The organism is Parasphingorhabdus sp. (genome assembly GCF_059726685.1).
Genome location: NZ_AP041068.1, coordinates 2575607 through 2601870 on the forward strand (window position 1 = coordinate 2575607; position 26264 = coordinate 2601870).

A 26264-nucleotide genomic window follows, 5' to 3' on the forward strand; every position below is an offset into this window, starting at 1 on the left:
ATTTTACAGACCATTTGGCAGGAGGCCCAACAAGCCTCTTGCCAGTCTGACTCTCACACTCTTATAGGATCATTATGTCTGATGATCTTTTTGGCGGTGATCCGCCAACCAATACAAAATCCGGTGAATATGATGCCTCTGCAATTGAGGTATTGGAAGGGCTAGAGCCTGTCCGCAAACGTCCCGGCATGTATATCGGCGGCGTTGATGAGCGCGCGCTGCATCACCTGGCAGCAGAGGTCATCGACAACAGCATGGACGAAGCGGTGGCCGGCCATGCCAGCCGTATCGAGATCACACTTGATAGCGACAACCGTTTGACTGTCACTGACAATGGCCGCGGTATCCCGGTTGATCCCCATCCCAAATTTCCGGATAAGTCAGCGCTGGAAGTCATTATGACTACCTTGCACTCCGGTGGTAAGTTTTCGGACAAAGCTTATGCCACTTCAGGTGGCCTGCATGGCGTTGGTGTCTCGGTTGTCAATGCCCTATCCTCTGACACTGTTGTGGAAGTGGCGCGCAACAAAACCATCTATCGCCAATCATTTTCACAAGGCAATGCTGTTTCAAAACTGGAAGAAGTGGGCAGCACGCCAAATCGGCGCGGTACCAGCATTTCCTTTGTTCCAGACACCGAAATTTTTGGGGAAGGCAATAGATTCAAGCCTTCCCGCCTGTTCAAGATGGCTAGGTCCAAAGCCTATCTCTACGCGGGTGTGGAAATCCGCTGGAAATGTGATCCAGAACAGGCCAGCGAAGAGATTCCCGCAGAAGCCGTATTCCAATTCCCCGGTGGGCTTTCCGACCACTTGCGCGAGCAACTGAGCGGGCGGGAGTGCGTCACGACAGATTTCTTTGCCGGCAATCAGGAATTTCCGGACAGCGCTGGTCGGGTCGAATGGGCCATCACTTGGCCGATCTGGACCGATGGCAGCTATAGCTGGTATTGCAACACCATTCCGACACCCAATGGCGGCACCCATGAAACCGGTCTGCGCAACGCGTTGGTCAAGGGCATGCGTGCCTTTGGTGAACTGGTGCAGGTAAAGAAAGCTGCGCAACTCACGGCCGATGATATCATTTCAGGCGGCGAGATGATGTTATCCGTATTTATCCGCGAACCACAATTTCAAAGTCAGACCAAAGACCGGCTGACCTCGCCTGAAGCAGCGAAATATGTCGAAAATGCAGTACGTGATCATTTCGATCATTTCCTGACGGACAATATGGACCGCGGCAAGGCGCTGCTCGGCTTCGTCATGGAGCGCATGGAAGAGCGTTTGAAACGCAAGGCCGAGCGCGAAGTGAAGCGCAAAACCGCGACCAGTGGCCGTAAAGTACGCCTGCCCGGCAAGCTTACCGATTGCTCTGGCAATGACCCGGCCGGAACCGAATTGTTTATCGTCGAGGGCGACAGTGCTGGCGGTTCTGCCAAACAGGCACGCAACCGAAAAACGCAGGCGATCCTGCCGATACGCGGCAAAATCCTCAACGTTGCTTCTGCCGCTAGTGCCAAGATTTTTGCCAACTCGGAAATTGCCGACCTGACGCTGGCATTGGGCTGCGGCACCCGCAAAGACTGTGATCCGGACAATTTACGCTATGAGCGCGTGATCATCATGACCGACGCCGATGTCGATGGCGCGCATATCGCAACGCTGCTGATGACCTATTTCTTTCAGGAAATGCCAGAGCTTGTTCGCCAGGGTCACTTGTTTCTTGCCCGACCGCCGCTCTATCGCCTGACCGCTGGCGGCAAGAGCCTCTATGCGCAAGATGACGAAGCGCGGGCCGAAATCGAGAATGGACCGTTCAAGGGCAAAAAGGTTGAAGTCAGCAGGTTCAAAGGCCTTGGCGAGATGAACCCGGGTCAGCTTAAAGAGACCACCATGGATCCTGATACGCGATCCTTGTATCGCGTGACCCTGCCCCAGGAATATGAGAACCGCGCGGTTGTGAAGGATCTCGTTGACCGCCTGATGGGCAAAAACCCGGAGCACCGGTTCAATTTCATCCAGCAAAACGCGGCCAGCCTTGATGAGGAAGCCATTGATGCCTGACCGGTTTGTCCGGTTCTGGCTTTTCGCAGCACTTGTCGTTATGTTTTCTACAGGGGTTCCCTCTCCAGCAAGGGCGGAACAAATGACAGCTGTTTCTTCTGAATATCAGGACCGCGCGTCCGAACTTCTCGAAATTCTAAAAGGATCACAAAAAGAAGAGAGCTTTTTTGCAAGCTCGTTTCTTGACGCGATACCTGTAACGCAGTTTCGAGCGCTGGTGACACAGCTCCAAAACCAATATGGCGAGCCATTGTCCATCGCCCGTATCATCCCGGCAAGCAAACAAGATGGCACCGTCGAGATTTCTTATGCCAAAGCCACCTTGGCAATGCGCATGGTTCTGGATAGTGCCGCGCCTTATCCTGTGATCGGACTGCAGGTCACCGGTGCCAATATGACCGACGACAGCATCGACAAGATCAAGCGGGAGATGGAAGCACTACCTGGCGCTGCTGGGTTCGAGATCGCCGAAATCGGTGCAGATCAAGCAAGCATCATAGAATCTCTAAATGCGGATCGACAATTTGCTATCGGCTCCGCATTCAAACTCTATGTCCTTGCCGCACTCTCAACCAAAATAGCCGATAGCGACCGAAGTTGGCGCGACGTTGTTCCTCTTTATAGAAAGTCATTGCCATCCGGAATTTTGCAAGACTGGCCGGATCGAACTCCGATGACGCTGCAAGCCTTAGCGACACTGATGATTTCCGTGAGCGATAATACAGCAACGGATATATTGATGACCGAACTCGGCAGTAAGGCGATCGATGATCTGGTCTATAAAAGCGGTCACAGCGCGCCTGAAAAAATGCTTCCGATGTTGAGCACGGTCGAATTTTTTGACCTCAAAATGCCCCATAATGCCGATGTTCGTAGGCTCTACATTGGCGCAGGCGATGGTGAGCAACGGGACCTGCTGAGCAGATATAATATCGGCCTTACACCGGAATCGATTGAAATCAGCAACCTTGCCAATAAACCACAGCATATCGATACGATTGAATGGTTTGCATCGCCTTCCGATATAACAGGCCTATTGGAAATGATCGATAATATCGAGGATCCGGTCGTGAAGAAAATCCTCAAAATCAACCCTCTGATTCCGCCGGGAGATGCTTTGCGCTGGAACTATATTGGCGGCAAAGGCGGTTCGGAGCCGGGCGTCATATCCCTCGCCTTTTTGACCAAGTCGAAATCGGGCAAGACCTATGCGGTTTCAGGAAGCTGGAACAACATCGAGGCGCCCGTAGACAATGACGAATTCACTCTGATGATGAACCGATTGTTGAATCTGGTTGCCGCTCGTTAAATTATCGACTGACATCCTGCCAATCATCACGCAGCAATCCAAAAATCAAACTGTCTCGGATTCCGATATGTGTTTCCCATTCCTGCCGCAAATGCGCTTCCTGTTGAAAGCCCAAAATCTTCAGCAGCTTGATTGAAGGCAAGTTATCAGGATCAACATCTGCGTAGATGCGCCGAAGACCAAGTTCTTCGAAGCCATATTGGATTACCCTGTTAACAGCTTCTCGCGCTATTCCCGTTCCCCAAGCAGAACGGTTCAGAATATAACCAATTTCTCTAACATTCGGTCGGCCTTCCGATCTTATAAGGACAACCCAACCCAGCGCCGTATCGTCTTGGACTGTAGTGATCGCCCAAGTTCGCCAGCGCGTGCCTTCGCAATTCTGGGCCACATAGTCCCGCGTTTCCGCGACTGTTTCATGCGGTCCGCTAGACCACCAGCGCATCAGTTCTTCATCCGCAAAAACGGGATGAAGAACTTCAGCGTCATCGACACGCAAAGGACGCAAACGCAACCGCTCCGTCGGCAAAATAGGGAAGGTCATACTGTTAGCGCAGCGACCAGTGCCTTGACCTTTTTCTGCCGCCATTGGGGAAGCGGGGCCACCAGCCAATAGCCGCGAGAGGATTTGCTGTCCTCTCCGATAACTTCTACCCGTCCTGCTGCAATATCCTGCTGTACCAACATCTTGGGTACCCAGGCATGCCCAAATCCGTTGGCAGCGGCCTCTATTGCCAAACCACCATCTGCCACGCGCATCAAGGTTTCTTCACCTTCCGATATAGGACAGCCGGGCCAGTCAATTTTCTGTCCGGCCTTCCCGCCGGGAGCAGCCACTTTGACAAACATCGTGTCACCAATGATCACACCTTCATTATCGCCGGGACCATCTGTCAGGCCAATCGCCACATCCAGATTGGCTTCGGTAAAATCCGCGCCGCCTTCTGATGCAACCAGTGCGAAACTGACATCTTTGTTGTCCTGTGAAAAGCTTGCCAGCCGTTCATTCAACCACTTCGCGGTCAAATCGCGCGGAGCTGCAATTGTAAGCTTATGGGAAGACTGACCGGCCTGCATAGCCCGCACCGCATCTTCAAATTCCAGAAAGCCGGATCGCAGTGCGTCGAGGCCAGCGGCCGCTTCGTCTGTCAGTTCCAGTCCTTTTGGAGTGCGACGAAACATGACAACGCCAAGCATGTCTTCCAGCGCACGGATTTGCTGTCCAACGGCAGCCGGTGTCACCGCCAGCTCATCAGCCGCCCGTGTAAAGCTGAGGTGCCGAGCGGCGGCATCGAGCACACGAAGCCCGTTAAGCGGCAAATGCGTACGCTTCATTGCTCTACAGTAGGTGCAGTAAGAGGGAAATGAGGAATGCGAACTTCAAAAGCTTCTGGTTCTTCTCCTACGAACATGAAGTGTCCCGCCATCGCGCCGCTTGGCGTGTTGAGCGGACAACCTGATACATAATCGTGCGACTTGCCGGGCTGGATAATCGGCTGCTCACCAATAACACCATCGCCATCGACCCGGTGCAGGGCACCCCGGGCATCGGAAATTCGCCAATGTCTGGTCATCAATTGAACCGCGCTATCGCGTTCATTCTCTATGCGAATATGATAGGCCCAGAACCAGCGCAAACCGTCAATGTCCGATTGTTCCGGTAAAAATGTGACCGACACCCGAACGGTCACACCGTCGGTAGTTTCTGAAAATGGGAAGAACGCCTGCATCATCTTCTTACAATAGCGTCAAAGACCAATAGACGAAAGGGCCTGATCCAAATCTTCAACCAAATCGGCGGGATCTTCCAGGCCTACATTGATCCGCAGCATGTCTTCGCTAATCCCGATTTCCAATCTCGCGTCTTCACCCAAGCCATGATGGGTGGTCGACGCGGGGTGGCACATTAACGATCGACTGTCCCCAATATTGTTCGAAATATCTATCAAATTCAATGCATTAAGAAGCCCATGGGCCTGTTTTCGACCACCACCCACGTACAGCGAGAAGATCGGTCCTGTCGCTTCCATCTGGCTCATCGCCAGATTATGCTGCGGGTGGCTGGGCAGACCGGGATGCAATATTTTCTCTATCCGCTGCTCCAAAAACTTGCCCACCTCAATGGCATTATTGCTCTGTTTGCGAATCCTCAAGTCGAGCGTCTCGAGTCCCTTCAGCACGACCCAGGCATTGAAAGCACTGAGTGTGGGGCCCGTATTTCGGGTAAACGCAAGCAAGGTTTCCTCGATAAACTCTTCGCTGCCACATACCGCACCGGCCAGCACACGCCCCTGCCCATCCATCATCTTGGTGGCGCTATAGGCAACAACGTCAGCGCCGAATTCCATCGGTCGTTGCAGCACATTGGTGGCAAAAGCATTGTCGACAACGCTGGTAATGCCTTTGGCGCGCGCCAAATCACAGACTGTCCGTAAATCAATAACATCCATGGTCGGATTGGCTGGCGTTTCAAAAAAGAAAACCTTGGTCTTGGGTGTGATGGCCTTTTCCCAATTCTCGATTTCGCGGCCATCGATGACGGTGGTATCGATACCGAATTTCGGAAGTAGCGAGTCCGTTAACCAGCGACAAGAACCAAAAAGCGCGCGGCTGGCCACGACATGATCACCCGTCTGCAACTGACACAACAAGGCGGCCGTCATTGCCGCCATGCCAGAAGCCGTGGCCCGGCATGCCTCTGCGCCTTCCATCAATGCGATCCGTTCTTCCAACATTTGCACCGTCGGATTTTGCAACCGGCTGTAGGTCATGCCTGATTGCTCGCCGTTAAACCGTGCTGCGGCGTCTTCCGCGCAATCATAGGAATAGCCAGAGGTTAGGAACATCGCCTCCGACGTCTCTCCAAATTCACTGCGCATCGTGCCGCTACGGATGGCTTTTGTGGCAGGGCGCCAGTTTTTCGTAATCTCTCTGTTTTGGCCGGTATCTCTTTTCATGTCTTTTCCTAAGCCTGTTGACGCTTAACTGGCAAGCCGCGCGACGACGGCATCGCCAATTTCCTTCGTGGAAGCGCTGCCACCCAGATCATGCCCCAATATGCCCTGCTGCAATACATCAGCGACGGCCCGCTCAATCCGTACAGCTTCTTCCTCCAACCCGAAACTGTGGCGCAGCATCATCGCAGCGGACAATATCATTGCAGAGGGATTGGCAATGCCCTGCCCCGCGATGTCAGGCGCGCTGCCGTGAATAGGCTCATATAGGCCTTTCGTTCCAGTACCCAGGGAGGCTGATGCCAGCAGACCTATCGACCCGACACACATGCTCGCTTGGTCAGACAGGATGTCACCAAAAATATTGCCGGTCAGCATGACATCGAATTGACCAGGATTGCGCACCAGCTGCATTGCCGCGTTGTCGACATACATATGGCTGAGCTCGACATCGGGATAATCGGCACTGACTTCATTTACGACTTCGCGCCAGAGCACCGATGTTTGCAGGACGTTGGCCTTGTCTACGGAGCAAAGTTTCTTGCGACGTCCTTGAGCGGCCTTGAAAGCGACATGTGCGATGCGGCTAATCTCTTCCTCGTCATAGGCCATGATATCATAGCCTTCTCGCAAGCCGGCATCTGTCGTCCGTCGGCCCTTTTCACCAAAGTAAATATCACCGGTCAGTTCCCGCAAGATCAGCAGATCGATTGCACCGGCAATATCCGGTTTCAACGCTGACAGGTTTTCAAGGCCAGCAAAGGCTTTGGCCGGGCGCAGGTTCGCAAATGTCTGCATTTCCTTGCGCAACCCCAGCACCGCTTGCTCAGGACGCAGGTGACGGTCCAGATCGTCACAGTCGGGATCACCAACAGCCCCGAACAAGACGGCATCGGTGGCCATCACCAATTCGAGTGTCGCCGGCGGCAATGGATGACCATGGTTTTTGTAAGCCACTCCGCCGACATCGGCTTGATCCAGCTGCAGATCGTGCAGCCCCATCGCTTCTAACACGCGCAAGGCTTCCGTCATGATTTCCTGACCTATGCCGTCGCCGGCGAGTACCGCAATATGCATGCTTTTTCCTCAACTCTTTGCTCGCATCCCTGCCGCGCCTGAAGAGATTAGGCAACCACCCTTTTTAAGCGATCCACCAAAACCGTGCGGGACGCCATGACGTCATTGCGACGATCCTCGAAAAAATGCCGCTTGAGGAAGAATCCGGTGACTTTCAGACCATCAAAAATATCATCCCAGTCGGGGGTAGCTGGTTCCTTCAAAAACCGCGGCAATGGCAACAGCTTGTCCCTATAAACCTGGCCCGCCCCCAGGCTAACCGCCGTCGCACTTTTGGGGCTGATGAACACCAGGTCATCTGCATCCCCCGTCACGGTACATTTATCCAGTGACAGACCAAATCCCAGTTCGGACAGCAGAAGTAACTCATAACGCACAAGAGCGACTACCCATCCTTTAGCAGATGGCGCACCGCATATAGCGTCCAGCAACGCTGAAAGCGCACTGTGCAGCTGCGGGTAACTATGCTCTTCAGGAAGGATTGCTGCTGTTAACGCCGTAACCCATTCGAGCGCAGCGCTAGCGAGCGGTTCACCAAGATAAGCGCCACGGCTTTGCTGCAGTTCAGCAGTCATCGATGCCAGTTGATCCTCTGTTCGTGCACGATAGTCGGCCTGAACGATGTTCGACGGAATGAGAATGGGCCGCATTGTCCGCGACCTCGCGCCCCTGACATATCCCGCCATCAAGCCGTTTTCGGGCGTCAAAGACCGCACGACCGCGCCATGCTCGCCATGCTGGCGGACTGAACAGATGATTGCGGAAGTGCGCAGACTAGCCATGGAAATAGTCATATACTTTCTGCGCCACAGTCGCCGAAACCCCGGGCGCGCCTTGCAGATCTTCCAGCGACGCGTTTTTCACCGCTCGTGCCGTGCCGAAATGCAGCAACATCGCGCGCTTTCGCGCAGGACCAATACCTGGAACGTCATCCAGAGAACTATGGCCAATAGACTTGGCGCGCTTCTGGCGATGGGCACCGATCGCATAGCGATGTGCTTCATCCCGCAGCCGCTGAAGATAGAATAGAACGGGGCTGTTTATTGGTAGGTTCAACTCGCGCCCATCCATGAAGTGGAACGTTTCGCGCCCAGCGTTGCGATCCGGTCCCTTGGACACGCCAATCATGTTGACATCCTCAACCCCGATTTCTGCAAGTGCATCCTTGGCAGCACTCATTTGCCCCTTGCCACCGTCAATAAGTACAAGATCGGGCCATTCGCCCTTCTCACGATCAGGGTCTTCTTTCTGTGCCCGCGCGAAACGGCGTTCCAGCACCTCGCGCATCATCGCAAAATCGTCACCTGGTTTGGTATCGGGGTTTTTAATGTTGAACTTGCGATAGGCACTCTTTCGAAAACCTTCCGGGCCAGCGACCACCATGCCGCCGACCATATTCGTGCCTTGAATATGACTGTTATCGTAGATTTCGATGCGATCCGGTACTGTATCAAGCTCAAGCAAATCGACCATCTCGCGCATAATCTTCGCCTGTGTCGATGATTCTGCAAGCCGGCGGTCAAGCGCTTCTTCTGCATTGCGAATTGCTTGTTTGAGCAGTTTTAAACGATCCCCGCGCTGGGGTCGGGATACGCTGACTTTATAGTCAGCTCGTGTTCCCAAAGCCTCTGCCAGTAACTCCTCATCGGGCAAATCCCGGTCTAGCAACACGAGCTTTGGCGGCGGCATACGATCATAGAATTGCATCAGAAAACTGGAGAGAACTTCCTCAATCTCAACATTATTGGTGTGCGCCGGGAAAAAGCTGCGGTGCCCCCAATTCTGACCCCCACGAATGAAGAAAGCCTGTATGCAAACCGTCGATCCTTTAGCCGCCAGCGCGAATATATCAGCATCTGGAAGACCAGCTGCATTCACCGCTTGATTGCCCTGAATGAAGGTGAGCGCCTTTAATCGGTCACGATATAGAGCCGCCATCTCGAAATCGAGTTGCTCAGAGGCCCGTTCCATCTGGGCGCCGAGCTTTTGTTGCACCTCAGTCGATTTGCCAGAGAGAAAATTCCGAGAATCCTCAACCAGCTCGGCATAATCTTCCTTGGTGATCCGATCGACACATGGCGCCGAACAGCGCTTGATCTGATAGAGCAAACAGGGCCGCGAACGGTTGTTGAAAAAGCTGTCCGTACACGACCGCAGCAGGAAGAGTTTCTGCAAGGCGTTGAGCGTCTGGTTTACCGAACCGGCACTGGCAAAGGGACCGAAATATTTGCCCTTGGCTTTCTGTGCCCCTCGATGTTTCTGGATACGCGGAAAATCATGATCTTCGCGCAACAGGATGAACGGAAAGCTCTTATCGTCGCGCAACAGAACGTTGTAAGCTGGTCGAAATTTCTTGATCAGCTGCGCTTCGAGCAGCAACGCCTCCGCCTCACTGCCCGTCGTCACAATTGTCATTGACCGGGTCTGCGCAACCATCCGCAACAAACGGTGCGGCAAGCGATTCATCTGCACGTAGGAACCAACCCGGTTTTTCAGCGATCGCGCCTTGCCCACATAGAGCACATCACCGCGACTATCCTGCATCCGGTAGACGCCCGGTCGCGTTGGCAGGGTTTTCAATGTTTCGCGGATCGCGGCCATGCCGGTTTCGAGATCGGGTGTCTCGTTACCGCGCACTGAATAGGTGGCTTTTTCTTCGTTAAAACGGTCAGGAGATTGCGGGCCGGACATAGAATATATCTAGGCGCAGGCGCTGATGATTACCAGCACCCAGTCCAAACCAGAATTACCTTATCTTAGTTAAGCTTTGTACCGAGATCACTGATCGTTTTGTCGATCATTGACTTGTCTGCTGCCGCATCATGTTTAGCAGCGATCAGGTTCTGGGCTGCGATTGTTGCCGCTCCAGCAGCCTTGGCACGAACGTCGGCAATCGCCGAACGTTCTGCAGCAGCGATCTTGTCTTCCGCCATCTTCTTCCGACGTGCAATCAGGTCTGTAGTCGCTTTCTTCGCGTCTGCGACAACCAGTTCTGCTTCGCTTTCGGCTTGTGCCAAAATTTCAGCTGCTTCGTCATCGGCCGCCCGCAAACGGGATTCATATTTCGCGCGAAGCTCTTCGGATTCTTCCCGTAGCTTCTTGGCTTCATCGAGCTGTTCTCGAATATCGGCGATTTTCTTGTCCAACGATGCGCCGATCGCGGCAGGAACTTTTTTCCAGAGGACCAGGCCGATAACCACCAACATCGACAGCGAAACAAATACGGTTGCATTGAAGATCCCAAATACGGAAGGCGTAACATGCTCTTCACCAGCACCTGATGCCAGCATTGCAATGTCAGTCGCAGCTGAAGCGAGAATAGCGAAATCAACCATGTTTCAAAGCCGCCTTTGTTTCCTTCAAAGCCGCCGCTTTGGTCACTTTCGCGCCCGAGATTTTGGCAACCATATCTTTTGCAACTTCCGCTGAAACGCCTTCAATTTCTTTCAGGGCTTCGTCGGAGCGTGCCTTGATATCCGATTCTGCCGCTGCCAGTTTCGCGGCAATATCGGCATTAGCCTTGGTTTTGCGCTTCTCGGCAGCTGCATTGGCTTTCGCCTTGCTGGCTTCCACCACAGCTTGAGCCTCGCTACGGTCTTTTTCCATTTTGACGCGATAGCTTTCTTCCAGCTCGTCCGCCTTGGAATTGGCTGTGCGTGCCGCTTCCAGATCGTCTGCAATCCGCTTATCCCGAGCATCAACCGTGCCCTGGATTTTCGGAAACATGCCTAAACCGATAACAAGGAATGTGAACCCGAAAGTCAGCAAAAGCCAGAAAATCTGAGATCCATAGGTTGCGGCAATTTGATCAATTTGTGGCATCGAACCAGAGGCTCCAATAGTTTGAAACAGCGGAGCGGCGTTTCTGCCACCCCGCCGGTTTCATATCATATGTTAGGCAACGAAAATCAGGATCATTGCGACAACAAATGCCAGCAGACCCAAAAGCTCAGCAGCCGCAAAGCCGATGAACAAACGGCCCTGTTGGCCGTCAGCAGCGGATGGATTGCGCAGTGCGCTTTCCAAGAAGCTTCCGAATACGTTACCCACACCTACGGCGGCTACACCGGCACCAATTGCTGCCAGACCTGCGCCCAATAATTTTGCTGCTTCTGCGTCCATGATAATAACTCCTGTTCAAAAATATCGTTTGGAAATAAAGTCTTGTTTCAAATTAATGCAGGTTTTCCGCATCATTTATGTAAAGCGATGTCAGCAATGCAAAGACATAGGCCTGCACCACCGCCACCAGCAATTCGAGAGCGCTGATACCAATCATCAGCGCAAAACTTGGGATACCAACCAGTACGCCATAACCGGCACCAGCGTTGGTGCTGTTGATCACGAAACCAGCCAGAACTTTCAGTAAGATATGACCCGCAGTCATTGCGACAAAAAGACGCAGAGCGAGGCTGAAAGGACGGACCAGAAAGGACAATAGCTCAACGATGAAGATGAATGGTATCATCGGAAGCGGCGTCCCGTGCGGGATGAACAGCGAAAAGAAATGAAGCTTATGTTTGGCAAAGCCAACAATCAGCACAATTGAGAAACTCATGATCGCCAAAACGCCGGTCACGGTCAGATGGCTTGTAACGGTAAAGGGATGCAATCCAAAAACGCCTACCGGCAGCAGGCCAAAAACGTTCGAAAAAAGGATAAACATGAATAGGGAAAACACATAAGGCGCATATTTGCGGCCAGCGGGACCGATATTGGCCTCCATCATATTGTCGATAAAGCCTGTAAAACCCTCAACCATCATCTGCCAGCGACCAGGAACCAGCTCCCGCTTCATGCCGCCCAGCATGAATACCCAGAGCCCAGCGACTGCAACCAGCATCCAGACCGCGCTATTGGTAAACGCAATCTGCTGTCCGCCTAGTGAAAAGCCTTCCAAAATCGTCTGTACCTCAAATTGGTACATTGGATCGATTTTACCTTCTTCAGTCGCCACGCAAGGGACCCCTGTTTTCTAAACGGTGCGCAAAAGTCATTTATGCTTCTTTGCGCTCTCGTTTGAGAGTTTAATAATATTCCTGAATGCCACGATGATCCCCAGAAACAGGAAAACCAAAAGAAGCCATGGCGAGGTCCCGATAAAATGATCGAGCACCCAGCCGACCAAAGCACCGCCACCAATGCCTGCAATCAAATCCGCCAAAACCCGATTTCCGAGCCGATAATTATCATCGACCCCTTTTTGGGTTTTGCCTGATCTGACCGCTTCTTCTGATGTTGCCTGATCGATCCGCTTTTTCAGCGCCTCTATCTTTGCATCATCGTCCATCAGATTTACCAGGTCCATTCTCTGCCGTGATTCTTTGTAAAACTATTGAAAATCAGCGGAAAAGCCGATTAATATGGTTCTACTCACGACAGCGAGCAGCCCCGCTAACCGCGCCCGTTTAGAAAAGCGGGTGCGTCAAGTCAACAGCGATGCTGCACTGCAGAAAATTCGATAAAAAATCAGTGATTTGAAACGAAAAAGGGCACGCCGATTTTGGCGGCGCGCCCGTTGTAATAATAATATCTCCAAATGACCTTACGGGCAGCGCGAGTCACGCGTTGGCGCGGCCGAAGTTCTGGTCTGCCAGCTGCCATTGGGTGCCTGATATTTCTCACCAGCCACCGTGCGCATGATCAGATTGCATCCCGAGGTAAAAGCAAACTGCTCCACCGTCGAGTTGGTTTCCTGAGCCTTGCGGGTATAGGCCGCCTTGCGCTTGATGTTCAAATCTTCGACCATGGCTTTCACCGATGCCGATGGAGAGCTCACATAACCGAGATAGCCATCAGGCTTCTCACCAATTGCGCCAGAAGCGCGTGCTGCTGCATAGGCTGGATCGCGCTGTGCCATGACCGGCGTCGCAACAATTGCGGTCAAAGCCAAGCCACCAATGATGGCAGCCGCCTTATTTTTCCGTATAAACTCAAACATCAGAAAATCTCCGCTTCACTGTTAATCAAATCCTTCGCATCGCCATCCAGACGATACACGACCTCTTGTTTAATATTGATATTCAGGTTGATCACGATGGGTTTATCTGGCGCAGAAACCTGCACACATCCTGCCAGAACGGCACTTAGCCCCAAGGCGACACCAGATATCAGGCCGGTTGTCTTCCTATTCCTCATAATTGATCGAATCGCATTTCCAGACCGATCCGTCAATTGGCATATCTTATGGCTCATTGTCGCTTTCCCATGGCTGAACAGTTGATTCAGGATTGTCTTGCAATGCTTTTGCCGCCTCTGCGGCCCGCTCTTCCTGCGCTCTAAGCAGGGCTGGTAAATTCTGCCCCACAAGTATTTCTGGTTCATAAAAGGCCTTTGCACTGCTCATCAGCTGCATGAAAGGCGCCTGAATGCGGACATTGAATTCAAGGGGCACCTTGGCAATTTGCTTCGTGAAGAAATTTTTGCTCGCACTATCACCTTGCTGCAGCCCGGCAAATTTCACTTCGGTGATAATCTCACCATCAATAGCACCGTCCATGCCGATCGTTAGCTGCTCATATTTAAGCGATTTCAACGCGTTAAAGGCGAAGTTTGCGAAGGTTCCCATATCTTCGTAGGTCAATTCACCAATATAGGATAGCGAGCCGCCGCCTTTGCGCGCCACCAGATACCCTCCGGCAATCCGGCCGCCATCCTGATCAAAGACCATTGGCAATTTCCCATCAAAAACCCCCGAAGCCGTGATGTTTTCAAAATCAAATTGTGTCAAAAACTGTGCAGCATCGACACCAACAACGGTGAATTCCAACCGCCGCTCCGCGTCCTCACCCAGATCAAGGATAGTCGGTTCGAGATAAAGCATTCCGCCGGCAAAGGGCCATTGGCCGCCTTCCACCTGCATTTTATAATCAGGTAACAGACGATAGAAAAGCTGGCCATTAAAGGCCGCAACACCTGGATTGACCTCTGCCATCCGAACAAGCTGCCCCTCCGTGGTTTCGAGACCAAGCAAATCGGAAAATTCTATTACCCCGGACAGTCCGGTAACCGGTCCAAAGGCTGCGGCGAGATTGATAGAGTCCGTCTGAAATCTGCCCGTACTGCGGACGCCATCACCGGCTGCATCCCAATTGATTCTTCCGTTACCCGTCACGGTACCGTCGACATTGGCAACTACACCAAGCGTTAAAGGCGTCAGCAATTCTGGCTGCAAACGGTCGTCAAAGGTTAACCCGGAAACCTCTATCACGGCCTCGCCCGTACTACTGTCCAACACATGAAGAATGTTGACGGCCGCCACCGCACGTTCTGTCGTTGGTTCCCGCAACAAGCCTTCAGCGGTAATTTGACCGTCAGAAAATTTGATCTGGACATTTTTGCTGATCAGCGGGCGAAAGCGTTCAACCTGCTCTTCGTCCCGCACACGCAGCTGTGCGTCAGCCAGGAACGCGCCATCGAGATAGCGCCAGTCACCCTCTACATCATTTAATAGCAAGGGAACGTTCGCGATCTGCCCCTGTGCGCCGGTGATTTTGCCGGTGATCGTTTGCCCGAAAGCGGCACTGAGGCGCGCCATGTCAAGTTTCGTCATACTGTCGGCTGTGCCCATGCGGAGGGAAACATCCTGTGCCGTGACACCATTGGCCATGGAAAAACCAAGCGCACCGCTGGACAGGACAAGTGGTGTTCCACCAACAGTACCGTTCAGATCAAAAGACGGCGCGCGGGCCGCGACATTGAGGTCGCCGCCCTCGCTGGACACGATGCCGCGACTGTTCTCAGGACAAAGCCGTGTGCGGGTCGGCCCAGCGACAAAAGACGCTGAGCGCAAACTGGCAAATTGCAAATCGACACATTCGCGGAACAGGGAAAAGCCCCCTCGCCCACCAAAACTGCCGTTAACCGGTACCTGAAGACCTGTAATCCGGCCGTCTGGTAGTGGGCCGGACAGGATCAAGCGACCATCGAAATTCGTTCCGCCGCCGGGCGCAGGCGCAAAGCTGAGGCTTGGAATATTGAGTTTCGCTGTTCCGGCCTGATAAGCGGCCATATTTACGCTGCCGGCAAAACCGCGTGAGAGGCTGCCGTCATTCAAATCTATTCTGGCGTCGGGGAAACCGCCGCCATTGAGCAGGAAATCGCCTTGCGCGAGCATCCTCACATCATCGCCGACAAAGGTAAGCAAGATCGCGTCATCCAACGCCATCTCTCCACCGGAACGGGAAGTTGCATTTAGCGCATTAATCGCCAATTTGGTTCCCGCCGCTCCTGTATCAAATCGGACATCGCTGGTTAGATTGAGAGAATTGCCCGCGTTACGAATCGCTTTTGCCAGCTTTGCCGCAATGGGTCCGATCGGCGTCCCATCCGTCGACGTTGCCAGCCGTGCCGTTTGCCCGAGCATGCTGGTGGATAATTTTGCTGACCGAATTTCAGGCGCGCCCTCAAACCGCGCTGTTATCGGATCATCGCCATAGCCAATTTGAAAAGGTCCACTAACCCGCGCAATGTTCGCGCGACCATAAGGTGAAGCCACTTCACTTGTTGTCAGATCAATATTGCCACTGCTGCGGTCTAGATCGCCGTTAAAGCCAATTGTCGATTTTACTTCCTTGGCACTATAATCGGCGTAAACCAGTGGTCCGCCCGATATACCGGCATCGCCTGACCAGCTTGTAAAATCCTGACCCAGTTCCAATGCAAGCTGAACGCCGATATCTTTCGCTGACAAGTCCAGATCGGGACATTGCACATCGGGAAGGCGCAATGGACCATTCAAACGGGGTTTGCGCTGGCTGATCGCAATCTCCCCAAAATAACTGGGATCGGAAATCAAGCAGCCGCCCAAATTCAGGCTTTTGCTCAATGCAGCGAGCTCACCTTCAAAGCCGTCATGCAAGTTGCCAGCGCCGTTTAACGCCAACCCAACCGCACCAAAGTCGCTATCGATCCGCAATTGCGCGCTTTCAACGGTCAGTGCAATATCAGGCAGTGCCAGAGGACTATCATCTTCCGGATCCGAAAACTTGTCCAGTGCTCCAAGGGACAGTTTACCGTCTTGCAAACGACCAAATGCCTTGACCCCTGTTGCTCGGACCCAGTTTATTCCGGCCCCGCCTGTCCCCACACTATTTCCGATTTCCACCAGGTCCGCTGTCAAATCAGGCTGCTGGGGATCGCCAATTACCAAATTGCGGATGACCTGCTTTCGCAAACCGATATCTTCGATCTCGTAACTCGCCTCTATGTCCAGATCATTGAGCTGCGAGCGGACGAAATTATCGGCAATAGTGATCCGACTGAACCACAAGATGAGAAAGCCGACCAGCAACAGAAACAGGACCAGATAGACAAATAGCCGTCGCCCCAATCGGCGCCCTATCGGACCTTGGTCGGTTTCTTCCTCCATGGCGATTGAAATGCAGAAGTCTAGCTTAAGTTGCAATGTACAAGTGCGCAGGACGAATAGTTTTTACGTCATTTTTTTGGAATTGGACATATTCGGCCAATTCAGCAGGTTAATGGGCTTTCTTATCTCATTTCCCGACAAACAATCTATAGTTCGGCCATGCCCGCTCTGGATAACGCCCAAAAATCCAAACGAAACACAAAAGGCCATCACGGCGAAGGCCATCGCGCCCGACTGCGTGAACGCTTGCTAAACGGTGGCAGCGAAGCACTTCTGGATCACGAGCTCGTCGAATATCTGCTTGCTCTAGCCATCAGGCGACAAGACACGAAACCGTTGGCAAAGGACCTTATCGATACATTTGGTAGTCTGTCAGCACTACTGACAGCCGATGGGGAATCGATCAGAAAGGTAACGGGAATGGGCGAAAACAGCACGGCGGCGATCAAGATTGTACAGGCAGCCGCGCTACGCATGGTTTCCGAGCCCGTCCGTGAACAACCGGTTCTGACAAGCTGGCAAGCGCTACTGGACTATCTTCGCGCGGATATGGCGCATCTTGTCCACGAAAGGGTCCGGGTATTGCATCTTAACAGCAAAAACCGTTTGATCCGTGATGAGTTGGTCAGCGAAGGCTCGATCGATCAGGCGGCGATCTACACAAGAGAAGTCATCAAACGAGCGCTGGAACTCGGGTCTGCGGCGATAATATTGGTCCACAATCATCCGAGTGGTGATAGCACACCCAGCCGTCAGGATATCGCCGTTACCAAGGATATATGCGATGCCGGCAGAAAACTCGGCATTGCGGTACATGACCATATCATCATCGGTATCGACGGCCACACATCCTTTCGATCAAAAGGTTTGATCTAGTACCGCTTTAAGCACCGCTATCCTTGCCAGTGATCAAGCGAATGCCGAGTTGCAGTGTGAAATAGGACCATATCCAGTTTACCAACACTGCTATCCGGTTTCGCATCCCGGAGAGAAAACCGACATGCACCGCGCCCCATAGCCACCAGGCCAAAGCGCCGTGTAATTTCATAAAGCCAAAATCAGCCACAGCGCTTTTGCGGCCTATGGTCGCAAGACTGCCTTGGTGTTTGTACTGGAACGGCGCAATCTGCTTGTCGTCCAGAAGCTGTTTTTGGATATAGTTGGCGACATAGACCCCCGCTTGCTTGGCGGCAGGAGCCAGTCCCGGAACCGGATTGCCGTCCCACGCATTGCTACCTGCTGTATCGCCAATAGCGAAGACATTCTCGTGGCCTGCAATCCGCAAATAGTCATCCACAGCGACCCGCCCTGCTCGATCGGTTTCGGCATCCAGCCATTTACCGGCAGGAGAGGCAATCACTCCGGCGGCCCAGAGCACCGTTTCCGTCGCAATTTCCACATCATCGCCGATTTTGACGCGGTCAGCGGCAATATCCGTCACGCGCGATTTCAGCCGGATATCCACACCCAGGTTGCCAAGCGAAGCCGCTGCATGCGCCGACAAATCTTCAGGAAACGCTGGTAATATCCGGTCGCCTGATTGCACCAATATGATCTGCGCTTGAGCTGGGTCAATTCTACTAAACTCATCCTTCAGCCCCTGATGGGCCAGTTCGGCAATCGCGCCCGCCAATTCCACGCCGGTAGGCCCTGCCCCCACGATGACAAAGGTCAGCAAGCGCTTCACCCGCTCAGGATCATTGGATGATTCTGCCCGTTCAAAAGCGCGTAGCACGTGGGCACGCACAGACACGCCGTCTTCAATGGTTTTCAGGCCGGGTGCATAAGGGGCCCATTCATCCTTGCCGAAATAACTGTGCGAAGCGCCAGTGGCGAGAACCAGATGGTCATAGTCCAGGCTGTTCTGCCCATAAGTCAACGTCTTCGTTTTGCTGTCAACGCTGCTAACCTCACCCAACAGCACCCGCACATTGCCGTCATTGCGAAACAATCCCCGGATCGGGGTAGCCACATCGGCAGGTGACAGCGCGGCTGTTGCAATTTGATAAAGCAGTGGCTGGAACAAATGATAGTTATGTCGGTCAACAAGCGTGATCCGCACAGGCAGGTTTTTTAATTTGGCCACACAGGCCAAGCCACCAAAACCGGCACCCACAACGACAATATGCGGCCAATGTTCGGGTACATCCTCATATTTGCGATCAAACAAAATATTATGTTCCAGCCAGTTTGAGATCATCCGGTCGACAGATAGATAGCCAGCGCCAAATATGATCATCAATCCAAAGAGCAACATGGGATAAAGTGTCAAATCCGGATGCAGCCCCATTACTGCCAATGTGCTGAGAGCGACTATCAACGCAAAGCCAGTTAGCGGAATAACCATTCCGACAACCAGCAGCAGGGCCAATCCAATGGCTATGATTGGATCAATGCCAGCAAAGCTCTTCACAGGCAGAAATAGCTCCGCCTCCGTCACACTTGTCAGACCAGCAACAACGAGCAAGGTCACCGCCAGCCATATCCGAATGATCAACAGCCAAGCCGGTGCAGCCTTATCCGTCAAATATTCAAAAAAGCGCGTGATGGGATCAGCAAATGGCAGAGCGCTGCCGCTCAATCCTCCGGCCACGGCGCGATCGAAGGAAAATCCTTTTGCCCCGCGCAACACAAACCAACCCAAAATAGCGATCAGCCACAAATTGAGATCGGTCGGAACATACTCAACCTGACTCACCACGAGCAGCATCAATATGGCGAGCGCGGCTTCCCGGGTTAACAGGCCGATCAGGAGCAATATCGGCGCTACGATTTCGATGGTCACGCCAATCACCGCCGCAGTCTCTGGCGCCATCCACGCAACGGGATATTCGAACCGTGCAAGGCTCAGCGCCGTATCCCAATCTGATAGTTTCACGACACCAGAACGAAATATCGTCTGCGCGACAAAAAGCCGGACAAGCAGATCGAAGACCGGGCTGATCAAGCCGATTATGGAACGATAGGTCTTCACCCATATACGGAGCGTTACCCGCAAAAAAGGTGACAGGCGTTCTTCTTGCAGCATGGATTGATCGACAGTCATTTCATGATCCCCTCATCACCTTATTCGCGCGATGCCTGTTTAAGTTACACCACCTCAACACGCTCAAATATCGTCTTAATATAGAAACATCGGCATACCTTCTATCTGCACGAGATTGGCCCGATATTCGCGCGCATCGTAAAGACCAGATACGTTAACGCCTTTGGTTCCGCCCAGCAGCGTCCCAATAGGCACGACACCGTAGTTGCCATCTTCAAGGCAAACCATGTTCGATGTGCGACCTTCCTCGATCAGTTGCACAGCCAAGGCGCCAAATGCGAATCCGACCATCCGGTCCATTGCATCCGGCTCACCAGCCCGCATCAGGTAGGCGAGTTCCTGAACAATTGTCCGCTCGGGCGACCGTGCCTCAATTTCTCTCGCCAATTGCGTGCCAATGTTAACGCCGATCCGATTGGTGTTGGATTTGCTGATCTCGCCATCATCCGTATCGCTACCAGCCAATTGAGCCCCTTCCGATACAAGGCAGATGGCGTAGCTTTCCGGATTATTCGCCTTGTCTTTCAGCAATAAGGGCAACAGCACATCAATATCCGCAGGAACTTCGGCAATTACAGTGCGGTCTGCTTGGGATAAAAATCCGGACAACAATGCGGTTTCTCCGGAACGGCGTCCAAACAGTTCTATAACCGCGATCCGTTCGTGGCTGGCCACTGTCGTCCTGAGCGCATTTATAGCGGCGACGGATCGGGTGACGGCGGTTGAAAAGCCGATACAATAGTCGGTACCGAACACATCATTGTCCATAGTCTTGGGGATTGAAATGACATTGCGTCCCAAACTGGCGAGATGCGCCGAAAAGCGCAATGTTCCATCGCCGCCCATGGTGATCAGCGCATCCACCTTCAGCGCATCGAGTATATCCAGAACCTTTTGTGTTTGGTCACCTTCGCTGGTGTTTCTGGGGTCGCAGCGTGAGCTGTGCAATATGGTTCCGCCCTGCCGATCAATACCCCGCACTGCATCTCTATCAAGCACCATCGCCGAATTTTCCAGCGACCAGGGATCGGTTGGATCTGTTTCCAGTACCCCTTCCCAACCGCGGCGCAGTCCAATGACGTCCCAACCGCGCTGCCAGGCTGCCATCGCAATCGAGCGGATACATGGGTTAAGGCCAGGAACATCGCCACCGCCGGTTAATACTGCCAGACGCATATTTTTCTCCCTAATGAACCACGTTGCCGACTCATAATGTAGCTGCTAGCGGGTCGGCAAATCTCCGGTCATGCTATGATTGGATTAAACCAGCTTTTTCAGTTTCAAGGAAAGAAAAAATGATCCCGCGCTATTCTCGCCCCGATATGGTTGCCATTTGGGAGCCCGAATCCAAATTCCAGATCTGGTTCGAGATAGAGGCGCACGCGACCGATGCGCTGGCCGAATTGGGCGTTGTGCCAAAGGATGCGGCCGCTGCGATTTGGGCCAAAGGCAAATTTGACGTTGCCCGGATTGACGAGATCGAACGCGAGGTAAAGCATGACGTCATCGCCTTCCTGACCAATGTTGCCGAAAATGTAGGTGAAGAGGCCCGCTTCATGCACCAGGGTATGACATCAAGCGATGTGCTCGACACCTGCGTAGCGGTTCAGCTAACCCGCGCGACGGATATATTGCTAGATGATATGGACAAGCTGCTCGCAGCCATCAAAACCCGCGCTTATGAGCATAAGCTGACCCCGACCATTGGCCGCAGCCATGGCATTCATGGTGAGCCGGTCACTTTCGGTATGAAACTGGCACAGGCTTATGCCGAGTTTGAGCGCAATCGCGAACGGCTGTTACTGGCGCGCAAGGAAATCGCGACCTGCGCAATATCAGGTGCGGTGGGTACCTTCGCCAATATCGACCCGAAAGTCGAAGCGCATGTGGCTGAAAAAATGGGACTGGAAATCGAGCCGGTATCGACACAGGTCATTCCCCGCGATCGCCATGCGCAATATTTCGCGACGCTGGCTGTTATTGCTTCTTCAGTGGAACGCCTAGCGGTCGAGATTCGCCACTTGCAGCGGACCGAGGTTCTGGAAGCGGAAGAATATTTCTCACCGGGACAAAAAGGTTCGAGTGCGATGCCCCACAAGCGCAACCCGATTCTCACCGAAAATCTCACCGGACTTGCCCGCATGGTAAGAAGCTATGCCCTGCCCGCGATGGAAAATGTTGCTCTATGGCATGAGCGGGATATCTCTCACAGCTCAGTCGAACGGATGATCGGTCCTGACGCCACAATCACATTGGATTTCGCCCTCGCTCGTCTGACCGGTGTTGTCGAAAAACTGCTCATCTATCCGGAACGCATGCAGAAGAATCTCGACCGGATGGGCGGGCTTGTGCACTCCCAGCGCGTGCTGCTGGCACTTACACAAGCAGGTATCAGCCGGGAAGACAGCTACCGCATCGTTCAGCGCAACGCGATGAAGGTCTGGGAATCAGATGGCGAAGTGGCTTTGCTTGACCTGCTGAAAGCTGATCCCGACGTAACGGCAAAGCTATCGTATGAGGAGTTGGAAGAAAACTTTAATCTGGATTATCATTTCAAGCATATCGACACGATTTTCGATCGGGTTTTTGGCGGCTGAAGTCCGAGACAAAAAAATCCGCCATGTGATCCAGAACGGCAACACTCTGGTCACTGGTCGAAATTACGGGTAATGTGCATGAAATGGGTAATTGAGGGTTCCGAATGCAATTCATAAAAACACTTTTCTGGGTTATATTGGCGGTCATTTTGGTGGTGTTTGCTGTCAATAACTGGTCACCAACATCGGTGCTGATTTGGCAAGATATCCGTATCGACACGAAACTGCCCGTCCTCGTTATTGGCGCGTTTCTGTTGGGTTTCGTTCCTTTGTGGATCCTTCACCGCACATCAAAATGGCGTCTCAATCGCCGTATCAAAACACTTGAAGCAGCTGCCCGCCCTGCACCGGTGCCCGCAACTACGACAAGCTCTGCTACCAAACCCTCGCCGGCCCCCGCTCCACAAACAAAGCCCGCCGCGGCTCCGCTGGACTTGGGTAAGGAACAAATCTCCGAACCTGCGACTGCGGTTTCACCGATTACCGGCGACGATAAGGCTGCAGGCACATGAGTAATCCCATATATGTCGCGCTTGATACGCCCATATTGGACAATGCGGTCGCACTCGCCAAATCGATCAACGGCCATGTCGGCGGATTGAAACTCGGCCTAGAGTTTTTCTGTGCCAATGGCCATCACGGGGTTCACGAAATTCAGAAAATCGGCTTGCCGATTTTTCTAGACCTGAAACTCCATGATATTCCGAACACGGTCGCGAAAGCGATGCAGGCGATTAATGTCCTTGAGCCCGCCATAGTCACGGTACATGCTTCCGGCGGACGGGCGATGATGGAAGATGCCAAAGCTGCGGCAGGCAGTAACACCAAGGTTGTCGGCGTTACCTTGCTAACCTCTCTCGATCAAAATGACATGGGCAAGATCGGTTATAGCGGCACTCCGCATGATCAGGTCGAACGCCTGGCCAATCTCGCCGCCGAAGCCGGCCTGGATGGCATCGTCTGTTCCGGCAATGAGGTGGGCGCGGCGCATAAAATCTGGAAAGAGGGCTATTTTGTTGTACCCGGCCTGCGCCCAGCCAATGGCAAAGCCGGTGACCAGAAGCGTACAGTGACGCCTCGCGCAGCGCGTGACAATGGCGCCAGCGTCCTCGTCATAGGCCGCCCGATCACAGCTGCGGAAAATCCCAATGCAGCGGCACGATCCATAGAAGCAACGCTTTAAATCAGTCGATGAAAACGCAGATCAAAATATGCGGCCTTTCCGACATCGCGACCATCAAGTCTGCCGCCAATGCCGGTGCCGATTATATTGGTCTTGTGCATTTTGAAAAAAGCCCGCGTCATGTGTCGCTGGAACGCGCAGCCGAACTGCGTGAAGCTGCTCCGGAGTCATTGAAAATAGTATTGTTGCTGGTCAACGCAGACCCGAAACTGACCGGGCATGCGATCAACTTTGTCCGCCCCGATGTGATCCAGTTTCATGGCAGTGAAACACCCGAATGGATCAAACTGGTGCGCGATCAAAGCAATGTCGAGATATGGAAAGCCCTCGGCCTGCGCGACAAAGCAACGCTCGCAAAAAGCAGTCGATTCGATGATGCTGCTAACCGGCTGTTATTCGATGCTCCCGCAAAGGCCCTTCCCGGCGGAACAGGAACGAGCTTTGACTGGTCTGTCCTGAAGGGGCATGATCACAAATTGCCATGGGGTCTTGCCGGCGGTTTGGATGCCGACAATGTCGTGAGTGCGATGAAAGCGACGAGTCCTCCACTCGTCGATGTTTCCTCTGGCGTTGAATCCGCGCCGGGCGTCAAAGATGTGGACAGAATCGCTGCCTTTTGCCAAGCGGTTCGCACATATGACGAAACACGATAAACTCTCGAACAGCTTCCGCAATCAGCCCGATGAACGTGGCCATTTTGGTCAGTTTGGCGGGCGCTATGTGGCCGAGACCTTGATGCCGCTGATCCTTGATCTGGAGAAGCATTATCGCGCCGCGCAGGCTGATCCTGCTTTTGCGGAAGAATTTGATGACTTGCTCGAACATTATGTCGGTCGTCCAAGCCCGCTCTATTTTGCCGAGCGCCTGACCGAACATGTCCGGAAAGAGGCACCGGAAGGCAAAGGTGCGCAAATCTGGTTCAAACGTGATGAGCTCAACCATACCGGCGCGCACAAGATCAACAATTGCATTGGCCAGATATTGCTCGCCAAACGCATGGGCAAGACCCGGATCATCGCCGAAACCGGCGCGGGTCAGCATGGTGTTGCGACAGCCACCGTTTGCGCTCGCTTTGGCCTGCCCTGTGTCATCTATATGGGCGCAACCGATATTGAGCGGCAGAAGCCGAATATTTTCCGGATGCGGTTGCTCGGCGCTGAAGTCGTGCCAGTGACCAGTGGTTCTGCGACGCTGAAGGATGCAATGAATGACGCATTGCGCGACTGGGTCGCCAATGTACATGATACTTTCTACATCATTGGTACCGCCGCTGGCCCGCATCCCTATCCCGAGCTGGTGCGCGATTTCCAAAGCGTGATCGGTCGCGAAGCACGGGCGCAGCTGCTCGAGCGCACCGGTCGCCTGCCCGATCTTTTGGTGGCGGCTATTGGTGGCGGTTCTAATGCCATTGGTCTGTTTCATCCGTTCCTTGATGATCCAGACGTCGAAATGCTGGGTATTGAAGCGGCGGGCCATGGTTTAGAAAAAGAACATGCCGCATCGCTGGCAGGTGGTAAGCCTGGCATATTGCACGGTAACAAAACATATTTGCTGCAGGATGAGGACGGCCAAATTGACGAAGCCCATTCGATCAGTGCGGGCCTCGACTATCCTGGCATTGGCCCTGAACATAGCTGGCTGAAAGAGTCAGGCCGGGTTCGCTATGACAGCGTGACCGATACCGAAGCGCTGAAGGCGTTTCAACTGCTCTGCGGCACCGAAGGGATTATCCCCGCACTAGAGCCTTCCCACGCTATCGCTGCTGTTGCTCGCGAAGCCCTGAAGATGGACAAGGACCAGATCATTCTAGCCAATCTATGTGGCCGCGGAGACAAGGATATTTTCACCGTCGCTGAGGCGTTGGGAACAGAGATATGACCCGCCTGTCCTCATCTTTCCCGACTGACCGGGCAGCTCTGGTTGCCTTCGTAACCGGCGGCGACCCGACCGCTGCCGACACGGGCGTCATCCTCGACGCCCTTGTCGAAGGCGGTGCCGATATCATCGAACTCGGCATGCCCTTCACCGATCCGATGGCCGATGGCCCGGCTATTCAGGCCGCGAATATCCGAAGCCTTGGCGCGGGAACCAAAACCGCTGATATTCTTAGCATCGCGACTGCTTTTCGCGAACGCCATCCCACCGTTCCTCTCGTCCTGATGGGCTACGCCAATCCGATGACCATCCGCGGCGCCGGCTGGTTTACCGATGCTTGTGTCGAAGCTGGTGTCGATGGCGTGATCTGTGTCGATATTCCCGTCGAGGAAGATGATAGCCTGGGCGATGCGTTGCGCGCGAAGGACGTTGCCGTTATCCGTCTTGCCACGCCAACGACCGACGCGGAGCGCTTGCCGGAAATCCTCAACAACGCTTCGGGCTTCCTCTACTACGTCTCCGTCGCAGGTATTACGGGCCTGCAACAGGCGGCACAGGCGAGCATTGAAGAAGCGGTTGCGCGTCTGAAGGCCGGAACGGACCTGCCCGTTGCAGTGGGTTTCGGTGTCCGCACACCGGAACAGGCCGCTGATATCGCCCGCGTTGCCGATGGCGTTGTCGTTGGCTCGGCAATTGTCGAGATCATCGCCGAACATGGTTCCAATGCTGCGCCGCATGTCAAAGACTATGTAAAATCACTTTCTGATGCTATCAGAAGCGCACGATAAAA

At 53.4% G+C, this 26264-nt stretch carries 26 protein-coding genes; 9 read left to right on the forward strand and 17 right to left on the reverse strand.

The features are described 5' to 3' along the window. The first annotated feature begins 74 nt into the window (after window positions 1–74). Both parE and AC6I9Z_RS12705 read left to right on the forward strand, forming a co-directional pair. Entirely contained in the window at window positions 75–2063 is a 1989-nt protein-coding gene (gene parE / locus AC6I9Z_RS12700) for a DNA topoisomerase IV subunit B (RefSeq protein ID WP_461456164.1), read from the forward strand. 82 nt (window positions 2064–2145) lie between these two features. Then, window positions 2146–3372: a serine hydrolase gene (locus AC6I9Z_RS12705; RefSeq protein WP_461456165.1), complete on the forward strand. Its 1227-nt coding sequence runs from the start codon at window positions 2146–2148 to the stop codon at window positions 3370–3372. A 1-nt stretch (window position 3373) separates the two neighbouring features. Here AC6I9Z_RS12705 and AC6I9Z_RS12710 read toward each other — a convergent pair whose 3' ends face one another. The 15 genes from AC6I9Z_RS12710 to AC6I9Z_RS12780 form a co-directional block, all read right to left on the reverse strand. Then, complete coding sequence (locus tag AC6I9Z_RS12710; RefSeq protein WP_461456166.1) at window positions 3374–3916, reverse strand: GNAT family N-acetyltransferase; 543 nt, start codon at window positions 3914–3916, stop codon at window positions 3374–3376. Next, on the reverse strand, window positions 3913–4707 hold the full coding sequence (locus AC6I9Z_RS12715) for a LysR family transcriptional regulator (RefSeq protein WP_461456167.1): 795 nt from the start codon (window positions 4705–4707) through the stop codon (window positions 3913–3915). Before AC6I9Z_RS12715 ends, AC6I9Z_RS12710 begins: the two co-directional genes overlap by 4 nt. Continuing rightward, window positions 4704–5102 carry a Co2+/Mg2+ efflux facilitator ApaG/CorD gene (gene apaG / locus AC6I9Z_RS12720; RefSeq protein ID WP_109356778.1) on the reverse strand — a complete coding sequence of 133 codons (399 nt, stop codon included), beginning with the start codon at window positions 5100–5102 and terminating at the stop codon, window positions 4704–4706. Before apaG ends, AC6I9Z_RS12715 begins: the two co-directional genes overlap by 4 nt. Before the next feature lie 18 nt (window positions 5103–5120). Next, window positions 5121–6329: a trans-sulfuration enzyme family protein gene (locus AC6I9Z_RS12725; protein WP_461456168.1), complete on the reverse strand. Its 1209-nt coding sequence runs from the start codon at window positions 6327–6329 to the stop codon at window positions 5121–5123. A 24-nt stretch (window positions 6330–6353) separates the two neighbouring features. Beyond that, window positions 6354–7403, reverse strand: a complete 1050-nt coding sequence (gene leuB, locus AC6I9Z_RS12730; RefSeq protein WP_461456169.1) for a 3-isopropylmalate dehydrogenase — start codon at window positions 7401–7403, stop codon at window positions 6354–6356. A 47-nt stretch (window positions 7404–7450) separates the two neighbouring features. After that, a complete protein-coding gene (gene recO / locus AC6I9Z_RS12735; protein ID WP_461456921.1) occupies window positions 7451–8185 on the reverse strand; it encodes a DNA repair protein RecO in 735 nt (244 codons plus the stop codon). Beyond that, on the reverse strand, window positions 8178–10094 hold the full coding sequence (gene uvrC, locus AC6I9Z_RS12740; protein ID WP_461456170.1) for an excinuclease ABC subunit UvrC: 1917 nt from the start codon (window positions 10092–10094) through the stop codon (window positions 8178–8180). Before uvrC ends, recO begins: the two co-directional genes overlap by 8 nt. 65 nt (window positions 10095–10159) lie before the next feature. Next, a complete protein-coding gene (locus AC6I9Z_RS12745) occupies window positions 10160–10738 on the reverse strand; it encodes a F0F1 ATP synthase subunit B family protein (RefSeq protein ID WP_461456171.1) in 579 nt (192 codons plus the stop codon). Beyond that, entirely contained in the window at window positions 10731–11225 is a 495-nt protein-coding gene (locus tag AC6I9Z_RS12750; protein WP_461456172.1) for a F0F1 ATP synthase subunit B family protein, read from the reverse strand. Before AC6I9Z_RS12750 ends, AC6I9Z_RS12745 begins: the two co-directional genes overlap by 8 nt. A 72-nt stretch (window positions 11226–11297) precedes the next feature. Next, entirely contained in the window at window positions 11298–11525 is a 228-nt protein-coding gene (locus AC6I9Z_RS12755) for a F0F1 ATP synthase subunit C (protein WP_108809819.1), read from the reverse strand. Between the two features lie 52 nt (window positions 11526–11577). Further along, window positions 11578–12360: a F0F1 ATP synthase subunit A gene (locus AC6I9Z_RS12760; protein WP_461456173.1), complete on the reverse strand. Its 783-nt coding sequence runs from the start codon at window positions 12358–12360 to the stop codon at window positions 11578–11580. A 36-nt stretch (window positions 12361–12396) separates the two neighbouring features. Continuing rightward, window positions 12397–12711, reverse strand: coding sequence for an AtpZ/AtpI family protein (locus tag AC6I9Z_RS12765; RefSeq protein WP_254054382.1), 315 nt, complete (start codon window positions 12709–12711; stop codon window positions 12397–12399). A 237-nt stretch (window positions 12712–12948) separates the two neighbouring features. Continuing rightward, on the reverse strand, window positions 12949–13344 hold the full coding sequence (locus tag AC6I9Z_RS12770; protein ID WP_461456174.1) for a YdbL family probable chaperone protein: 396 nt from the start codon (window positions 13342–13344) through the stop codon (window positions 12949–12951). Further along, entirely contained in the window at window positions 13344–13541 is a 198-nt protein-coding gene (locus tag AC6I9Z_RS12775; RefSeq protein WP_109357678.1) for a YnbE family lipoprotein, read from the reverse strand. Before AC6I9Z_RS12775 ends, AC6I9Z_RS12770 begins: the two co-directional genes overlap by 1 nt. Before the next feature lie 46 nt (window positions 13542–13587). Further along, on the reverse strand, window positions 13588–16773 hold the full coding sequence (locus AC6I9Z_RS12780; RefSeq protein ID WP_461456175.1) for an intermembrane phospholipid transport protein YdbH family protein: 3186 nt from the start codon (window positions 16771–16773) through the stop codon (window positions 13588–13590). Window positions 16774–16932: 159 nt separating this feature from the next. Between AC6I9Z_RS12780 and radC the strand changes: the two genes are divergently transcribed. Continuing rightward, entirely contained in the window at window positions 16933–17649 is a 717-nt protein-coding gene (radC, locus tag AC6I9Z_RS12785; protein ID WP_461456176.1) for a RadC family protein, read from the forward strand. A gap of 7 nt (window positions 17650–17656) precedes the next feature. On the opposite strand, the gene AC6I9Z_RS12790 is transcribed toward radC, so the two are convergent. Both AC6I9Z_RS12790 and AC6I9Z_RS12795 read right to left on the reverse strand, forming a co-directional pair. Further along, window positions 17657–19819 carry an FAD-dependent oxidoreductase gene (locus AC6I9Z_RS12790; protein ID WP_461456177.1) on the reverse strand — a complete coding sequence of 721 codons (2163 nt, stop codon included), beginning with the start codon at window positions 19817–19819 and terminating at the stop codon, window positions 17657–17659. A gap of 75 nt (window positions 19820–19894) precedes the next feature. Continuing rightward, window positions 19895–20995: a 6-phosphofructokinase gene (locus AC6I9Z_RS12795; RefSeq protein ID WP_461456178.1), complete on the reverse strand. Its 1101-nt coding sequence runs from the start codon at window positions 20993–20995 to the stop codon at window positions 19895–19897. Between the two features lie 119 nt (window positions 20996–21114). On the opposite strand from AC6I9Z_RS12795, the gene purB reads away from it, so the two are divergent. From purB to trpA, 6 genes are all read left to right on the forward strand, one after another. After that, complete coding sequence (gene purB, locus AC6I9Z_RS12800) at window positions 21115–22416, forward strand: adenylosuccinate lyase (RefSeq protein WP_461456179.1); 1302 nt, start codon at window positions 21115–21117, stop codon at window positions 22414–22416. Between the two features lie 104 nt (window positions 22417–22520). Next, on the forward strand, window positions 22521–22928 hold the full coding sequence (locus tag AC6I9Z_RS12805; RefSeq protein ID WP_461456180.1) for a hypothetical protein: 408 nt from the start codon (window positions 22521–22523) through the stop codon (window positions 22926–22928). Continuing rightward, window positions 22925–23599, forward strand: coding sequence for an orotidine-5'-phosphate decarboxylase (gene pyrF / locus AC6I9Z_RS12810; protein ID WP_461456181.1), 675 nt, complete (start codon window positions 22925–22927; stop codon window positions 23597–23599). Before AC6I9Z_RS12805 ends, pyrF begins: the two co-directional genes overlap by 4 nt. 8 nt (window positions 23600–23607) lie before the next feature. Further along, the gene (locus tag AC6I9Z_RS12815) at window positions 23608–24252 is read left to right on the forward strand and encodes a phosphoribosylanthranilate isomerase (protein WP_461456182.1); all 645 of its coding nucleotides are present in this window, start codon (window positions 23608–23610) and stop codon (window positions 24250–24252) included. Next, window positions 24236–25477, forward strand: coding sequence for a tryptophan synthase subunit beta (gene trpB / locus AC6I9Z_RS12820; RefSeq protein WP_461456183.1), 1242 nt, complete (start codon window positions 24236–24238; stop codon window positions 25475–25477). The genes AC6I9Z_RS12815 and trpB overlap by 17 nt, the downstream gene beginning before the upstream one ends. Further along, complete coding sequence (trpA, locus tag AC6I9Z_RS12825; protein WP_461456184.1) at window positions 25474–26262, forward strand: tryptophan synthase subunit alpha; 789 nt, start codon at window positions 25474–25476, stop codon at window positions 26260–26262. The genes trpB and trpA overlap by 4 nt, the downstream gene beginning before the upstream one ends. Window positions 26263–26264 lie beyond the last annotated feature (2 nt).

What these genes read in the sequence shown, in the direction of transcription:
- AC6I9Z_RS12705 (WP_461456165.1), top strand. Translation starts at nt 2,146, where the DNA reads ATGACAGCTGTTTCTTCTGAATATCAGGACCGCGCGTCCGAACTTCTC.
- AC6I9Z_RS12765 (WP_254054382.1), bottom strand. Translation starts at nt 12,711, where the DNA reads ATGGACCTGGTAAATCTGATGGACGATGATGCAAAGATAGAGGCGCTG.
- AC6I9Z_RS12805 (WP_461456180.1), top strand. Translation starts at nt 22,521, where the DNA reads ATGCAATTCATAAAAACACTTTTCTGGGTTATATTGGCGGTCATTTTG.
- AC6I9Z_RS12775 (WP_109357678.1), bottom strand. Translation starts at nt 13,541, where the DNA reads ATGAGGAATAGGAAGACAACCGGCCTGATATCTGGTGTCGCCTTGGGG.
- uvrC (WP_461456170.1), bottom strand. Translation starts at nt 10,094, where the DNA reads ATGTCCGGCCCGCAATCTCCTGACCGTTTTAACGAAGAAAAAGCCACC.
- AC6I9Z_RS12750 (WP_461456172.1), bottom strand. Translation starts at nt 11,225, where the DNA reads ATGCCACAAATTGATCAAATTGCCGCAACCTATGGATCTCAGATTTTC.
- AC6I9Z_RS12725 (WP_461456168.1), bottom strand. Translation starts at nt 6,329, where the DNA reads ATGAAAAGAGATACCGGCCAAAACAGAGAGATTACGAAAAACTGGCGC.
- AC6I9Z_RS12755 (WP_108809819.1), bottom strand. Translation starts at nt 11,525, where the DNA reads ATGGACGCAGAAGCAGCAAAATTATTGGGCGCAGGTCTGGCAGCAATT.
- AC6I9Z_RS12795 (WP_461456178.1), bottom strand. Translation starts at nt 20,995, where the DNA reads ATGCGTCTGGCAGTATTAACCGGCGGTGGCGATGTTCCTGGCCTTAAC.
- AC6I9Z_RS12815 (WP_461456182.1), top strand. Translation starts at nt 23,608, where the DNA reads ATGAAAACGCAGATCAAAATATGCGGCCTTTCCGACATCGCGACCATC.
- AC6I9Z_RS12790 (WP_461456177.1), bottom strand. Translation starts at nt 19,819, where the DNA reads ATGACTGTCGATCAATCCATGCTGCAAGAAGAACGCCTGTCACCTTTT.
- leuB (WP_461456169.1), bottom strand. Translation starts at nt 7,403, where the DNA reads ATGCATATTGCGGTACTCGCCGGCGACGGCATAGGTCAGGAAATCATG.
- recO (WP_461456921.1), bottom strand. Translation starts at nt 8,185, where the DNA reads ATGGCTAGTCTGCGCACTTCCGCAATCATCTGTTCAGTCCGCCAGCAT.
- AC6I9Z_RS12780 (WP_461456175.1), bottom strand. Translation starts at nt 16,773, where the DNA reads ATGGAGGAAGAAACCGACCAAGGTCCGATAGGGCGCCGATTGGGGCGA.
- pyrF (WP_461456181.1), top strand. Translation starts at nt 22,925, where the DNA reads ATGAGTAATCCCATATATGTCGCGCTTGATACGCCCATATTGGACAAT.
- AC6I9Z_RS12745 (WP_461456171.1), bottom strand. Translation starts at nt 10,738, where the DNA reads ATGGTTGATTTCGCTATTCTCGCTTCAGCTGCGACTGACATTGCAATG.
- parE (WP_461456164.1), top strand. Translation starts at nt 75, where the DNA reads ATGTCTGATGATCTTTTTGGCGGTGATCCGCCAACCAATACAAAATCC.
- radC (WP_461456176.1), top strand. Translation starts at nt 16,933, where the DNA reads ATGCCCGCTCTGGATAACGCCCAAAAATCCAAACGAAACACAAAAGGC.
- AC6I9Z_RS12770 (WP_461456174.1), bottom strand. Translation starts at nt 13,344, where the DNA reads ATGTTTGAGTTTATACGGAAAAATAAGGCGGCTGCCATCATTGGTGGC.
- trpA (WP_461456184.1), top strand. Translation starts at nt 25,474, where the DNA reads ATGACCCGCCTGTCCTCATCTTTCCCGACTGACCGGGCAGCTCTGGTT.
- AC6I9Z_RS12710 (WP_461456166.1), bottom strand. Translation starts at nt 3,916, where the DNA reads ATGACCTTCCCTATTTTGCCGACGGAGCGGTTGCGTTTGCGTCCTTTG.
- trpB (WP_461456183.1), top strand. Translation starts at nt 24,236, where the DNA reads ATGACGAAACACGATAAACTCTCGAACAGCTTCCGCAATCAGCCCGAT.
- apaG (WP_109356778.1), bottom strand. Translation starts at nt 5,102, where the DNA reads ATGCAGGCGTTCTTCCCATTTTCAGAAACTACCGACGGTGTGACCGTT.
- purB (WP_461456179.1), top strand. Translation starts at nt 21,115, where the DNA reads ATGATCCCGCGCTATTCTCGCCCCGATATGGTTGCCATTTGGGAGCCC.
- AC6I9Z_RS12715 (WP_461456167.1), bottom strand. Translation starts at nt 4,707, where the DNA reads ATGAAGCGTACGCATTTGCCGCTTAACGGGCTTCGTGTGCTCGATGCC.